The sequence below is a fragment of the Acinetobacter sp. FDAARGOS_515 genome, assembly GCF_003938865.1.
Taxonomy (GTDB): domain Bacteria; phylum Pseudomonadota; class Gammaproteobacteria; order Pseudomonadales; family Moraxellaceae; genus Acinetobacter; species Acinetobacter ursingii.
The window spans coordinates 2,191,997-2,206,688 of the sequence record NZ_RKIX01000003.1 but is presented as its reverse complement, the minus strand read 5'-3'; the positions used below and the strand labels follow the sequence as shown (position 1 = coordinate 2,206,688).

The window sequence follows — 14,692 nt, the reverse complement described above, 5'->3', positions numbered from 1 at the left end:
AAACCGACTTTGATCAGTTGTGTATCAATGGCATCCTAAAGCTGATAATAAATGTACTGTTCTTTCTCTGATAGGTAAAATATAATTTTAAGATCACTGTCATACTATTTTACTATTTATGATCAACTTTCGTTTGATTCGTCATCTATGGTTGTTCTTAACTGTTGCAGAAGAACAACATTTCGGTCGTGCCGCAAAAAAACTTGGAATGTCACAGCCTCCTTTGACTGAGCAAATTAAGGTTCTGGAGCATTCTTTAAACTTACAGTTATTTGAACGTTCACGACGGGGCACCAAACTGACACCCGCTGGACGTGCCATTCTTCCTGCGGTAAAAAAACTGGCGGATCAACTGGAAAATTTGGAAATTGCAGTTCGAGAAGCGGCGCAAGGTCAGATTGGAACCATTACTGTTGGGGCAATTAGTGCTTCGATTATTGAGGTTTTACCTAAATTTATTGAACATGCCAAACTGCATTTTCCCAATTTGACCATTCATGTCAAAGAAATTGACACAGTGGAAGCAATTCCCGCACTGGAAAATGGCGATATTGATTTGGCTTTCGCCCGTCTGGAAGGTGATTTGGGGAATCATATTGCATCTCGTCCCCTAATTCGCGAACATCTTGCGGTCGCGCTCCCCGAAAAACATCCTTTGGCAGCACATCAGGAAGTCTCTCTTTCTCAGTTGAGCCAAGAACAATTTATTATGTTTGCGCGCAAAATTAGCCCTTTATCTTATGATATTTTGACAGGAATGTGCCGTAAACAAGGTTTTTTTCCAAAAGTCATTCATGAAGTACGCTCGGTTGCCTCACAAATTGCGTTTGTGGGATGTGGGCAAGGCATTGCATTGGTGCCTCAATCCATCACACGCTTTTCATATCCCAATGTGGTTATTTTACCTTTGGCAGAACATCTAGAATTTATTACTACCGCCATGGCATGGCGTAGCGACCGCGATAATCATTTGCTCGAATCACTTCTGGAAAGTTTAGATCTGGATCACAAACAGGCTGTTGACCCAGAAACACCTTTATTTAACTAATGTAGCAGGCAAAGCTTCTCGATATTGCGAAGCCTGATCACCGATGACGTCCCATGTCGCTTTCGAGTTGACATAGGCATGTGAAATCACGTTGACATTGACTGGTTCGTTGATCAATCCTGCACGTAAGCGAATGACCTCAGGTTTATCCAAACGTGCGCTATAAATTGGTGAACCACATTGTTTACAAAATACCCGCTTTTTATTTGGTGTTGCAAAATACGCCTGTAGAAGTTCTTCCCCCTGCACAATTTCCAGATCTTTGGTTTCAACCTGTGTAATTGCAGCAAATGCACTGCCTTGGGCTTTTTGGCACTGTTTACAGTGACAGACATTGATTGGATTTAAAGGAGCCAATAGTTTTAATTGAATGCCACCACATAAACAAGACGCTGTAAACATCTCACCTTTTCCTTGTCAAAGTTTTATCAAAATATCGCATATTCCAAATATTACACCAATAGCAATTTGGTTTTTCTCAATTTTATTCTTATGAATCATCTACGCTAAAATGGTGATTTTTAATTTTGTTTGGCTTTGTCGCACAAAGCTATTCTTAAAGGCTTCATCAGTAATATAATTTCCAAATGAAGAAGCCTGCATCCAAAATCTATCGCACAACGAATTAGTCATCTTATAATCAAGCGAGGAAATATTTCAATTTGGTTCGATCCGCAGACTCAATGGTATGCTCAGCCACAAGCTGAACATGTGAATACTAGTACCTCCACTGACACCAAGATTTTAACATAACTTTTCTTTTAATCGCTCATAGGGTGTTTTGCCATTCATAGCTGCATGAGGTCGGGCATAATTGTAAAATGCCTCCCATTCGACTAGCTTAGCTCTTAAATCCACATCATCGGTATAGTCTAATAATTGGTAGAACTCCATTTTATCCGTCTTATGAGATCGTTCGACCTTACCGTTATGTTGGGGTGTACGTGGTTTAATATAGCGATGATGAACGGCCAGATCATTCAGATGCCAATGGAATTTAGACTGAAATTCATGACCGTTATCAGTCTGAATGGTATGGATACGGAAAGGAAATTTGTCGATCACATAATTGACGAAATCAATAGCAATGGCTTGATTATGTTTTCATAAATCTTTAATGCCCTAATTCTGGTTGCATCATCAATAGCAGTATATTGATATCGTTTGACTTGTTTTCCATTCTGATCTTTAAAAAAGAGAAACTTTACATCAACTTGAACATGATACCCTGGTACTTGTTTTTCATAACGCTGAGGAGCAGGAATAGATCGTTTACGCTGATTCTGAGGCAACCGATTCATGCCATGGCGTTTTAACACATGGTATACCCCAGCTGCTGAAATCTTAATTTGGTGATAGCGCCATAAATACCAACTCATCCGTAGCTGTCCAAAATAATAGTGTTGACGTAAATGAATAATCTTCTCTTCGATCTCAGCTGGCGTGCGTAGTTTAGGGTTCTGTGGGCATGGCTTACTATTGACTAAACCAATTTCTCCTTTGGATCTATAATTCTTCTTCCAACATAAAAAGTATCTCGTGAAATACCAAAATATCGACAGGTCAATGCAACATTGCCATTTTGTTCAGCGTGAGCAAACACTTTTAATTTATGGGCAATTTCCCGTTAGGCTTTTGTACTCAAAATTGAAACTCCTTTGACATGAGGTAAAATTTACCAAAATGTCAGTAGAAGTCTCAATTTTCACACTTTAAGCTTATCCAAAACCGCTACATCATCAACTAATGGCGGATAGATGTTCAAGTCTTTTATTTTTACGCTAAATAATACGGTAACGAACAATTACCGTATAAATGATTCAAATAGTTAAATTATTAACTCGAGTCCCGCCGAGCGCACCATTTATTTTTTTATTACATACCACTGATTTTTACTTTTAGATCTTTAAAAGATGCACAGAGGTGGATCAGGAAATTTGAACAACACTTATAAGTGATATTTTGCTCCCCAAATGATGTTATAAACATCAATATATGGAGTATTTTATGGCACGTAGACCAAGAAGAAATCATTCAAATGATTTTAAAGCTAAGGTAGCACTTGCTGCGATTAAAGCAGAAAAAACACTTGCTGAATTGAGTGCTGAATTTGATGTTCATCAAAACCAAATTATCGACTGGAAAAATCAACTGATTTCAGCTTCCTCGCAAGCTTTCGATCAATCAAAAGCTCCAACAGAACCACCCATCGATCTAAAAAAACTACATGCAAAAATCGGTGAGCAGGCATTAGAAATTGATTTTTTAGAAGGTGTGTTGAAGAAACTGGGCCGCTTCAACCACAAAAGTTAATCGATGACTCACTTCAGATTTCAGTATCTAAGCAAGCTCAGCTGCTGAAAGTCTCCCGTGGTTGTTATTACTATCGCCCAAAACCTGTGAGTGCATCAGATCTGAAGCTAATGCGGTGTATGGATGAGTTACATATGCAATACCCTTTTGCAGGTAGCCGGATGATGCGTGATTTGTTGAATCGTCAAGGACATCATATAGGACGACGTCATACACGTACTTTAATGAAGAAAATGGGCATTAATGCGTTATATTGCAAACCAAATTTAAGCCAGGCTAATCAAGCTCACCGCAAATATCCATATCTGCTCAAAGGATTGGCTATTCAGCGCAGTAATCAAGTGTGGTCTACGGATATAACGTATATCCCTATGGCAAAAGGCTTTGTTTATTTATGTGCTGTGATTGATTGGCATAGCCGCAAGGTACTTGCGCATAGAGTATCGATTAGTATGGAGGTTACATTTTGCATAGAAACATTAAATGAAGCTATTGAAAAATATGGTCGACCTGAAATATTTAATACAGACCAAGGCAGTCAGTTTACCAGTGATGCATTTATTGATGTATTGAAATCAAATGGCATTCAAATCAGTATGGATGGTAAAGGTCGATGGGTTGATAATGTGATGGTTGAACGATTATGGCGGAGCGTTAAATATGAAGAGGTGTATCTCAAAGCCTACAGCAATGTTTTGGATGCGAAGAAGCAATTAAACGCATATTTTGAATTTTATAATTTGAAACGACCTCATTCGAGTCTGGACAAAATGACTCCAGATGAGTTTTACTATGACCAGCTACCACAACAAAATAAGGTAGCTTAACTAGAGCAGAGTATCACTTATAAATAAGCTTTTAGTTGTTCAAACATGTGGGACCACCTCTCACCGACTGCTCCTATATTACCAATTGGGCCATTTTGTACCCCATTGAAAACCGTAGCATTACTTTGCCCAGTCGTGCCTAGAGTCACATTACTTAAACCAGCATCCAATTTGCTCGAATCACCGGTATTTCCAAATACAAAACCGCCAGTCTCCACACCAGAATAGAAGTTATTTAGAGAAAAGCCATTGGTCGTATCTGTCGCTTTTAGACTTAAATTAAAAGTAATCCCTGTAGAATAAGAGTTCGCAGGAGTCTGTGTATCCGTATAATTTGATACTAATGTAATTGGACACCCAGCACTACAAATCGAACTAATCGCGCCTCCAAACTGGATCATATGCCCCTGCGGAGCATTGCCGAGCTGAATGTTCATTTTTGGTGCATTACCAGACACAAAATTTACATCGATATTACTGCCAACACGTAGGAGTTCTTTGACATCACTATTTAAATTCGTTCCTGTGAATATGGATTTGGAACCCGTTGAGCTAGAAGTTGAATTTGTTCCTGCCAAGTAAATCGAAAAAGGTGAAATCGTCAGGCCAGTGATTTGATTTGCAAAGGAAACCGCCAAATTTGCAAATGCTTTATTATTGATACCACCATCTGTATCAGCGACGATATTTAAACTTGGAGTATTATTTGCACCATTAAAAGTAAGCGTTGTTGGGCTTGCATTTCTACTTGCCACAACTAAACTTGCCCTATTAGCATATGAAGTTGCCTGTGCACCATAACCATTTGTATCAATCAAAGAAACTTGATTAAATTGTACTTTATTAATACCTACACCAATATTAATACCATCCTGCCCTGTAGTAGCTGACAGACTTTGGTCGTCTAGTGGCTGCATTGCAAAAGTCAAAGGAGCAAAGCAAATAAGACTTATACATCCGAGTATTTTATTTTTTTTCATTGTCCTATTCCTTAAGACAAATACAACTTGATTATTTATCATACATATTACAATAATTAAAGCACATGTAAGATTTTATCCGACTAAAGGCTGATTAGCAGAATTTTAGATTTGCCTAAAAATTATCCTAGGTTATAAATCAAGAATAAAAAATCAGCATAAAGTAGATCAATTAAAAAAATCATATTCGATATGAAATCAATCTGTCAAAATACTCCGTCACGCGGTGTAATTTTCATTTCACTCGTTAAGCGTCCACCTGTAATTGCAAGTTCTGCTAGACGTTGTGCACTCCCTACTGTTCCGTTCACTGAAGGATAAAAGTCTATATTCTTAACTCTAAAAACTTCAGCAGCGGTTTTATTCGGATTAAAGTTAAAACCCAAATTAAAACCAACGTTATTACTATTCACAACTATTTTATTATCAAATGCAACTGTACCAACAATATTATCCAAGCCCATCGTTGAACCATCTATAGGATCTACAAGCTGAATTGAGTTATTTTGAGTTTTATCCAGCTCTAATAACCCAATAAAGTTCAGCGCATTTTTATCTTCTTTAGGAGTTCCATCACTATTATAGTCGGAAGCTGTTAAAGAAAGTGGGAGAATAGAAAAATTAGCTTGTCCAGCTAGCCTTAATTTAATAGCTGCTAATACATCATAATTTTTCGTGAAGCTGTCTGAAGATGCATAACACCCGCTACTACTCGGACAAGTCTTATATTTAGCTCCTGGTAAATAACCAGCAGCGAGTTGTGCTGACATGGCCATAAGTAGTTTAGGCATACTGACATTAATTCGACCATTTTCAAAACCCATACTACCTGTACCATTAAGTAGCATATCAATATTGCGTAGACCTACATAGTAATCAGTTGGGTTGTTATTATCATTGGCATTTGCTCCACCATCAATTAAGATAATTGACGTTGATTTCGAGCCATCACTACTTACGCCCTGTGTACTAATTGAACCACTAAATCCAATTCTTTCGGAACCACTTATTGCCGTTTTCTGAATAACACCATTATTATAAGCAACCAAGTAATCGCCGCTAGCAGATCCATTACTTAAACGTGGACTAAATGCAAAATTAGCATTTAAGTTATAAATAGGTAATCCCAAACCCCATTTAGTTGTCGTAGATACTGGACTTACTACGCCATTAGCATCTGTATAAATAAATTGACCTCGACGAGACAAGGCTGAAAAATTCATCCCTCGTATTGCCAACACCGTATAAGGAGTATTATTAGTTGAGAGTGTTTGGATGTAGTCATTTGTGTTGACTAATTTATTCGCATCAACTGAGTTACCTAAATATGTTGAAGTCAGTGCTGTATTGGTAGGTAATGTAATTTGATTGGCATTAACTAAATTAAAATAGATACCATCCATGCTTAAACCAGCATGATCACTATTTAGTGCGACTCCAGAAGTTGTTTCTGTACCTATGATATTTTTACGTGTCAACAATGGAGTAATATTGGCGAATCTTAATCCGTAGGTCTGATTACCTGCTCCACCTAACTCCAAACTTGTTGCCTCAACTCCTGACAAATTGTCACGATCACTTGTAAATTCACCATTTAGACGAAATGCAAGACCAGTATCGCCTGCAATTGAGTTACCATTTGTCACACCTAAAATAGTCGATGCAGTATCTTGAGTACCTCTTAACTGCAATACCCCATTGATCATACGACCATTGGCGCCTGCGCGTATTACTCCTTTTGCAGAGTTTGCACTTATCATTGTTCCATTACTTGCTACATTGGGTTGCAGCATAAACTCTAGATTCAATCCAGATTTACCATTTACATCTCTTTTAAAATCAACATAACCAATATCAGTGGCACCACTTCCTGCAACAGGATTTGTTCTTAAAACTAAACCCTCTGTCGGGTCAACATACATATAACCTTTGGCACCAAAATTAAAATTAAAATCATTCATTACAAGCGCATTATAAGTTGAGCTATCTTGTTTTTGACTTAAACCAATATCTAGCCCTTTTATACCTAAATCTAGTGAGGAGAATCCCGTTTTACTAAATAGGCCATCAGCAGTCGTCATGTGCATCGTTATCGGTGTATTCGCAGTATTTTGAATACTTAATTTTCCAAATGAAGCTGCATTCGTACAGGTACTAATCGAATCTGATGTTTTACATAGAGTAAATTTATCTGCCTGTACGGTTCCCAAATTAGCAGCAACATCAAGATCAAGACCAGTTTTGCTGCCATTTGCCAAACTACCTGCATTCATTTTTACAGTCACATTTGACTGATTTGCATTGGCTGTTGTTATTTTCACGCCAGTCAAACTTGCTCTTAAACTATCCTGAGTATTTGCTGTTGCGGAACTTCCAGTTTTATCATCCCAATAAAGCTGATCAAAACCAACTGAACCATAACTAACATCAGCTACAATCCCATCCTGCCCATCCACTGCCCGCATATCACTATCGTTCATTGCCTGCATGGCATGACTATTTTGCATAGAAAATAAAATGCTACAGCTAAGAACATTTAAAAGAATTTTTTTTTGTTTATTCAGTTTAGCCGTCATTTTCAAACTCCCTTTTTATTTTACTTAACAGCGTGGATGAGTTGAATCACAACTAAAAATCATGACTTTACCATTTAATGCGAGATTCCCTGTCAGTTTCATTCCTGTGAAACCAACCTCTCTTCCATTGTCATATCCACTAACAGTATATACACCATTTGAATATGAGTTCACATTAGCAGTTCCCCCAGATGTATTTGCCAAGTAACCCGCTTTATCATCGCCTGTACCATTATCGGTTTCAATGGACATTGTATCAAAGCCAAAATTACGAAAGAGTATAGGACTATCGTATTTTGCGCCCAGCTGGATTGCTGGTTTTATAACCTCTTTACCACTATTAGTACCACTATCGGCAGTGTATTTTAGATCAACGCCATCCAAACCTAACTTTTGAATGTTAATCGTTCCCTGAATGCCTTTAAAAACAAGCCATTGACGATTTGTGGTTACATTTCCATTTTGATCATTTGCAAAACGGTTATTAAGATTAATTGCCAATCGGCAATATCTTAAATCTGAACATAAGGTGCTATCGAACTGACCTGTTGCAGTCTGATTTAGTGTCACTTTTAGGGAAATATCAGCACCCGCCTGCCCTTCAACTTTTTGTAGTTCAGTATTGTTCAGTTGCTCTAATGCCGCATGACTAGGTAATGAAATCAACACCGCCAAACTTAAAAGAATTTTCTGCATATTCAGCTCCCTATAGACCTTTGGTCGTAATTTTCATATGCTGAATAAGTACACCATCTATTGCAGCGGATCCCAAATTAACCGCTGTACCAGTACCATCTTTAAAAGTAATACCTTTTGCAGATGAAGACGTATCAGCCATAATAGATTTTGTCGATGAATCGTAAGCTACATCACCAATAGTAATACTACTATGAGTAGGATTTCGCGTAGAACTACCACAATCAAACTGGCTACAGGTTGAACCAAAATACGTGTTGCTAGCAGTATTGCTATAGTCTGTATAAATCTGATTATAAACTGCCGCTACATCAGGTATTCTTGTTACTTCCAGAACAATATTTTTTCCATCCTCAGCCACACCTAAAATAACAGGTTGGTATAGACTACCTAATGCTAAATTGATATGCGCATTATATAAATACATCCCTTCAAGCGAATTGAATGTTGGAGAAACTCCACCATCTATAGAGGTGGTCCCACATGTTTGAACAACTAAAAGCTTATTTATAAGTGATACTCTGCTCTAGTTAAGCTACCTTATTTTGTTGTGGTAGCTGGTCATAGTAAAACTCATCTGGAGTCATTTTGTCCAGACTCGAATGAGGTCGTTTCAAATTATAAAATTCAAAATATGCGTTTAATTGCTTCTTCGCATCCAAAACATTGCTGTAGGCTTTGAGATACACCTCTTCATATTTAACGCTCCGCCATAATCGTTCAACCATCACATTATCAACCCATCGACCTTTACCATCCATACTGATTTGAATGCCATTTGATTTCAATACATCAATAAATGCATCACTGGTAAACTGACTGCCTTGGTCTGTATTAAATATTTCAGGTCGACCATATTTTTCAATAGCTTCATTTAATGTTTCTATGCAAAATGTAACCTCCATACTAATCGATACTCTATGCGCAAGTACCTTGCGGCTATGCCAATCAATCACAGCACATAAATAAACAAAGCCTTTTGCCATAGGGATATACGTTATATCCGTAGACCACACTTGATTACTGCGCTGAATAGCCAATCCTTTGAGCAGATATGGATATTTGCGGTGAGCTTGATTAGCCTGGCTTAAATTTGGTTTGCAATATAACGCATTAATGCCCATTTTCTTCATTAAAGTACGTGTATGACGTCGTCCTATATGATGTCCTTGACGATTCAACAAATCACGCATCATCCGGCTACCTGCAAAAGGGTATTGCATATGTAACTCATCCATACACCGCATTAGCTTCAGATCTGATGCACTCACAGGTTTTGGGCGATAGTAATAACAACCACGGGAGACTTTCAGCAGCTGAGCTTGCTTAGATACTGAAATCTGAAGTGAGTCATCGATTAACTTTTGTGGTTGAAGCGGCCCAGTTTCTTCAACACACCTTCTAAAAAATCAATTTCTAATGCCTGCTCACCGATTTTTGCATGTAGTTTTTTTAGATCGATGGGTGGTTCTGTTGGAGCTTTTGATTGATCGAAAGCTTGCGAGGAAGCTGAAATCAGTTGATTTTTCCAGTCGATAATTTGGTTTTGATGAACATCAAATTCAGCACTCAATTCAGCAAGTGTTTTTTCTGCTTTAATCGCAGCAAGTGCTACCTTAGCTTTAAAATCATTTGAATGATTTCTTCTTGGTCTACGTGCCATAAAATACTCCATATATTGATGTTTATAACATCATTTGGGGAGCAAAATATCACTTATAAGTGTTGTTCAAATTTCCTGATCCACCTCTTATAGCAGGCGTATTGAGTAAATTATTTAAACTTGAACTTGCTGCTGTTTCCTGAGTACTAAATCTTAAAACACCATCATCATTTGATGTATTTTTCGATGACGTATTAAGAGTTTTAGTCTTTATTGCCTCGCCAGTATCCCATTTCCCATTATTATTTGTATCACCACCTGCAGCAACCTGGCGATTTCCATTACTGTCTAAATCAGCAACTGTAATAGTCCCAGCACCTAAACTACTTAAAGTATTAAATCGTAATAAACCAGCAATACCCAGTGTATTATTATAGCTCGATACTGTTGAACCATCTAAAGTTTGAAAGAGTTTAAGATTACTTCCATTAATGCTTAGACCATTCCATATACCTTGTAAGCGGACTCTATTCGCTCGCATATTTGCACTATTGGTTTTGCAATCAATTGAACCGTTTAAACAAAATTCAGCAGTACTACCTTCTATTTTACTCGGATCTCTTACAAATGCATCCGCCCATAAACCCAACTTGAGATTATAATCATCAGGCGCTGTACTCGGATTTGAATAAACACTCTGATCATATAAAGGAGCTTCATACGTCAAATAACTCACAGGTTTATTAACACCTGAAAAGTTTGGAATATTGGAGGCAGTCAACACTTTTAATACCCAAGGATTTACTGCAGTTCCCCAACTTGAAATGTTAGTTCCACTATATCGAGTATTTACATTATTATCATTTTTGGAAAGTGCGAGACCATATAAATAAATATCTGCTTTACCTATTTTATTCGTTGCTGTCTGATTGTAGGTTTGGATAGTTGAGCTTAAAGGTCCTACAGGGATAATATGTAAATATCCTGTTCCTGGATTAGTGTTATCTAAAATATCAGTTTTTGATGTAGAAGTACTTGTTGTACTGTTTGCACCATTTAATTGAAATGAAAAATCCGTAGGTAGTAATGCAATGCCCTCACCCGTGGTTTCACTTAATTTTTCATCAGAAATTTCTTGCAGAGCAAAACACGGTTGACTTAAAAATAAGCCAATTATACTTGCTAAAACGGTTTTTTTAAAATTTACCGTATAAGTAATTGCCGTCATCATGACCATCCTTTTATACGATGCTCCGCATCATATTTCTTTTTCTATGAATCCTTGAGCTTACTTAAATCATCCGAACTTAAGAGAAATTATTGACAGTTTTTGCCAACCTCTGCTCAATTTCTATTATGCGCATTAATTACGCAAATGCAAAAAAAAACATGTAAAAAAAAACTTTTCCGATAAATGAAAGAGCCAATCTTTTTCTGTAAATGATTGGCTCTCGAAATTTCAATAATTACCATTAACAAAACTTTAAATTACCATAACAGTTAGGTGCAAAATTCTGATTTGTAAGCACAAGATTCGTCAATCCCATAGGAACTGAGGCTGAATTTGATAGATCTACAGTACCTGTATCAATCTTTCCAGCGACTACACAACTCAAAGCCAATATACCACAGTTGACGGCATGAGATTTCTGCCCTAAATATGCACTTACTTGATCCAGCGTAGCCGATACAACATCTTTTGTAATATCCACTGTTTTCAACGGACTTACATCACCAATATCAATTGGGTTTGAAAGCTCTAACCACCATCCTGTCTGAGCAGTAGATTTAGCATCAGGCCAAATTAAGTTTTGCTTCTGCATAGAAAGAGATGCAGCAGTACCATTTAGATTTACTTTATGAAAATATCCCAAGTCCTCATTAACCGTTACATTCACGCCTAAATTATTAATTGTTCCGCTCAGATTACCAGATACTCCTATTCCTAAATCTGTGTCTGCTTTAATTGTTCCTCCCAAACCTATTCCACTGACGGTTGCTGTACCCGTTAAATTTGCACTCGTAATACGCTTACCTGTAATGACCTGAGAAGGAAGTACTAAACTACCCGATGCAGCACTTAGAGTTAAGTCATAAGCAGTAGATCTAAAGTTTGTAGTAATAAGCCCAGTCGAACTTTTTGCCATCCCAGTGATTACTTTTCCCAGTGCAGATTGAGTCAATCCAGAATTTACTGCACCCGTGCTTACCGTACCCGTAGTATCCTTGGTGACCATATAACCACTAAAAGAGTTAATGCCACTTTTAGCATCTCCATTTTCCAAACCAAAAGTAAGTAACCCTTGTATAGATTCGGCACTTAAACGAAATCCACTCACTTCACGTGTAGAAGCAGAATTTGGATTCTTAATCGCAAATTGAATAAATGGATTGGTGATGGTTGCAGATGAGCTTGCTCTACCTGTACTGGTATCTGCTACTCCACTTAAGCTCAAATAATCGATATCAATATCACAAGCCCCCGCTCCGTTTACTCCTCCACACCCTAATTGCAATTTTTTGATATTCGCATTTAAGTCAACCTGAGCTTCCATACCCAATTTATAAAAGCCAATGTTACTGCCCGTATTCTGATTTTGAGAGTCTGTTGGCGAAATATAAGAAAGTGTCATTAAACCCTGACCTTCCACTTTTCTCAACTCACCATCACTTAATGAAGTAATATTGGCATGAGAATATGAAAAAAAAGACATTAAACTCAAAGGCAATATAGAAAGCATAATCGCTCTCTGTTTTTTGTTTTTCTTCATCTTGAGATTTCCTTATAACTTATATGACACTCCTGTCATTTGAAGAATAAAATCGCACTATTACCCATTTATAAATCGATAAAAGTACGATATATCATCAACTCAAGACTAGTTTAAACAGAAAAAATTAGACACATTGGTTCACAAAAAAACAAACATCATGAAGAAATCGTGAAGATATGAGAATATCTAGCTCATGCTAACAAAATTTTAAATTACCATAACAATTACTTTTTAAGTATTGAGAAGTTAGCTGCAAGTTATTCAAAGTTAGATTTGCTGTTTGACTACTTACATCAATATTAAGTTTCTTCTTAATAGCATTATTAGTTGCAGCCCCTAAACCATCAATAAGACCAATAGGAATATCATCACTATTCATTAATGATTGTGTAATAAAACCAGCAACTTGAGGTAATACTGCAGAAATATCTGCTGCATTTGTAGAGGTTAGATACCCTAAGTCAATTGGATCTTTAAAGGATAACCACCATCCCTTTTGCGCGATATCGTCATTGTTTGCTCCTGGCCAACGCAAGACCTGATTCTGCAATGCAAGATAACCGCCCGTTCCTCTTAAAGGAATATTATGGAACATATTAAGTGCTTCTGAAAATGTAACATTCAGATTCAAGCCATCTAATGTTGAACCTGATGCCATCTGGAATTTAGCTGTAGAAACAACACAAATCCAGAACACCTCAATACAGCTAGCACTATTGCCATTTGGAGTAATACTCTCACCAGTATTATATTTCTTATAGTTAACTAAATCCACAGCTAGTTGATTCACAAAACTACCAGTTGGAAGTCCACCACATGCCGATGCACTTGCCCGATCTGAATTCGCACAATCCAATGCAATATGAGGAATAGAGACATTAATATTATTTACAACCGCTGCCGTCATCCGATTCCCCGTAATGACTGAAGTCGTATTTTTAGTAAAAGGTACAGTCATACTAGGTACAGAAATACCTTTAGTATCACTATTACCACTTCCTGTATAACTTACGAAATCACGTTGGCCACCAATCGTTGAATTTAATTTCCCAGCAATTGCTTGACATGAACCATTTGGCATACCAACAATCGCTGCACAGTTAGAGCTACCACTAACCCCAAAAGTAGATGCAGCAGTTGTGACTTGACCACTCAAATTGGCTAATTGTAGATATCCGCTTAAACTCTGAATCCCATCTGTTGCAGATAAGGCGTTATTATTATCCAGACCAAGACTTAATAAACCTTCTATTGCTTCAGCACTTAAGCGAAAGCCTACCATTTGTCGCGTAGCTGCAGTTTGAGGATTCTTAATTGCAAACTCTAGAAAGGGATTTGTGATTTGCGCACTCGTCGACGCTCGCGGATTTGAAAAAGTTGGGCTACCTAACTGCGCTCCACTAGTTACCGTACCATCATTTAAGCCACTAAGTGATACATTTTTAATATCAATATCACAGGCACCAGCACCATTTGCTCCCCCACAGCCTAATTGTAAATTAGCGATATTGGCATTCAACTCTACTTTTGCCTCCATACCTAATCTATAGAAGCCAATATTACTACTGCTATCTCTTAGTTTTTCTAAATTAGTGCTATCGTTTGGAGCTATATAAGATAAGCTCATTAAGGCCTGACCCTCGGTGGCCGCAAGCTCATTATCAGACATTGAAATCAAACCAGAAGCAGCATTTGCAATTCCGACACTAAAGGCTGTACAACTCATCAGAAGTAAAACACTTAACTTTGTCATACCGATCTCCATATCAATCGAACAAAATAATAATTTATTCTTATTGGACTTGTTTTCTGTGCAACAGAAAATAATAATTTTCGATCTTGATTTCAACGAAAAACGAGGTTTTGTTGAGATTA

At 37.4% G+C, this 14,692-nt stretch carries 11 protein-coding genes and 2 pseudogenes; 3 read left to right on the top strand and 10 right to left on the bottom strand.

The annotated features are described in order from the left end of the window. Positions 1–118: 118 nt before the first annotated feature. A complete protein-coding gene (locus EGS47_RS12210) occupies positions 119–1,048 on the top strand; it encodes a LysR family transcriptional regulator (protein WP_004998929.1) in 930 nt (309 codons plus the stop codon). Here EGS47_RS12210 and EGS47_RS12205 read toward each other — a convergent pair. Next, positions 1,037–1,450 (bottom strand): GFA family protein, encoded by a 414-nt coding sequence (locus EGS47_RS12205; RefSeq protein ID WP_005005165.1) that lies wholly within the window; start codon positions 1,448–1,450, stop codon positions 1,037–1,039. The genes EGS47_RS12210 and EGS47_RS12205 overlap by 12 nt on opposite strands. Positions 1,451–1,684: 234 nt before the next feature. Here EGS47_RS12205 and EGS47_RS18910 point away from each other — a divergent pair. Beyond that, positions 1,685–1,792 (top strand): annotated as a pseudogene (locus EGS47_RS18910) (IS5/IS1182 family transposase); the annotation flags it as partial. On the opposite strand, the pseudogene EGS47_RS12195 reads toward EGS47_RS18910, so the two are convergent. Beyond that, a pseudogene (locus EGS47_RS12195) lies at positions 1,793–2,669 on the bottom strand (IS481 family transposase). A 386-nt stretch (positions 2,670–3,055) separates the two neighbouring features. Between EGS47_RS12195 and EGS47_RS12190 the strand changes: the two are divergent. Continuing rightward, positions 3,056–4,188, top strand: a protein-coding gene (locus EGS47_RS12190) for an IS3 family transposase (RefSeq protein WP_223235881.1) whose coding sequence is annotated in 2 segments (ribosomal slippage) — positions 3,056–3,308 and positions 3,308–4,188 — 1,134 coding nt in all. Because the reading frame shifts where the segments join, the coding sequence is not laid out codon by codon here. A gap of 17 nt (positions 4,189–4,205) precedes the next feature. Here EGS47_RS12190 and EGS47_RS12185 read toward each other — a convergent pair. From EGS47_RS12185 to EGS47_RS12150, 8 genes are all read right to left on the bottom strand, one after another. After that, entirely contained in the window at positions 4,206–5,168 is a 963-nt protein-coding gene (locus tag EGS47_RS12185) for a DUF6160 family protein (protein ID WP_125269662.1), read from the bottom strand. A 206-nt stretch (positions 5,169–5,374) separates the two neighbouring features. After that, the gene (locus tag EGS47_RS12180; protein ID WP_005005181.1) at positions 5,375–7,744 is read right to left on the bottom strand and encodes a DUF6160 family protein; all 2,370 of its coding nucleotides are present in this window, start codon (positions 7,742–7,744) and stop codon (positions 5,375–5,377) included. A 24-nt stretch (positions 7,745–7,768) separates the two neighbouring features. Further along, on the bottom strand, positions 7,769–8,440 hold the full coding sequence (locus EGS47_RS12175; RefSeq protein WP_005005183.1) for a hypothetical protein: 672 nt from the start codon (positions 8,438–8,440) through the stop codon (positions 7,769–7,771). Between the two features lie 10 nt (positions 8,441–8,450). Further along, positions 8,451–8,867 carry a hypothetical protein gene (locus EGS47_RS12170; protein ID WP_228711806.1) on the bottom strand — a complete coding sequence of 139 codons (417 nt, stop codon included), beginning with the start codon at positions 8,865–8,867 and terminating at the stop codon, positions 8,451–8,453. Positions 8,868–8,970: 103 nt separating this feature from the next. Continuing rightward, positions 8,971–10,103, bottom strand: a protein-coding gene (locus EGS47_RS12165; RefSeq protein ID WP_223235881.1) for an IS3 family transposase whose coding sequence is annotated in 2 segments (ribosomal slippage) — positions 8,971–9,851 and positions 9,851–10,103 — 1,134 coding nt in all. Because the reading frame shifts where the segments join, the coding sequence is not laid out codon by codon here. Positions 10,104–10,152: 49 nt separating this feature from the next. Further along, entirely contained in the window at positions 10,153–11,274 is a 1,122-nt protein-coding gene (locus tag EGS47_RS12160; protein WP_228711805.1) for a hypothetical protein, read from the bottom strand. A gap of 241 nt (positions 11,275–11,515) precedes the next feature. Then, a complete protein-coding gene (locus EGS47_RS12155) occupies positions 11,516–12,814 on the bottom strand; it encodes a hypothetical protein (protein WP_005005190.1) in 1,299 nt (432 codons plus the stop codon). A gap of 199 nt (positions 12,815–13,013) precedes the next feature. Next, the gene (locus EGS47_RS12150; RefSeq protein WP_005005193.1) at positions 13,014–14,570 is read right to left on the bottom strand and encodes a hypothetical protein; all 1,557 of its coding nucleotides are present in this window, start codon (positions 14,568–14,570) and stop codon (positions 13,014–13,016) included. Between the last annotated feature and the right edge of the window lie 122 nt (positions 14,571–14,692).

What these genes read in the sequence shown, in the direction of transcription:
- EGS47_RS12150 (WP_005005193.1), bottom strand. Translation starts at nt 14,570, where the DNA reads ATGACAAAGTTAAGTGTTTTACTTCTGATGAGTTGTACAGCCTTTAGT.
- EGS47_RS12210 (WP_004998929.1), top strand. Translation starts at nt 119, where the DNA reads ATGATCAACTTTCGTTTGATTCGTCATCTATGGTTGTTCTTAACTGTT.
- EGS47_RS12205 (WP_005005165.1), bottom strand. Translation starts at nt 1,450, where the DNA reads ATGTTTACAGCGTCTTGTTTATGTGGTGGCATTCAATTAAAACTATTG.
- EGS47_RS12175 (WP_005005183.1), bottom strand. Translation starts at nt 8,440, where the DNA reads ATGCAGAAAATTCTTTTAAGTTTGGCGGTGTTGATTTCATTACCTAGT.
- EGS47_RS12170 (WP_228711806.1), bottom strand. Translation starts at nt 8,867, where the DNA reads ATGTATTTATATAATGCGCATATCAATTTAGCATTAGGTAGTCTATAC.
- EGS47_RS12180 (WP_005005181.1), bottom strand. Translation starts at nt 7,744, where the DNA reads ATGACGGCTAAACTGAATAAACAAAAAAAAATTCTTTTAAATGTTCTT.
- EGS47_RS12160 (WP_228711805.1), bottom strand. Translation starts at nt 11,274, where the DNA reads ATGATGACGGCAATTACTTATACGGTAAATTTTAAAAAAACCGTTTTA.
- EGS47_RS12155 (WP_005005190.1), bottom strand. Translation starts at nt 12,814, where the DNA reads ATGAAGAAAAACAAAAAACAGAGAGCGATTATGCTTTCTATATTGCCT.
- EGS47_RS12185 (WP_125269662.1), bottom strand. Translation starts at nt 5,168, where the DNA reads ATGAAAAAAAATAAAATACTCGGATGTATAAGTCTTATTTGCTTTGCT.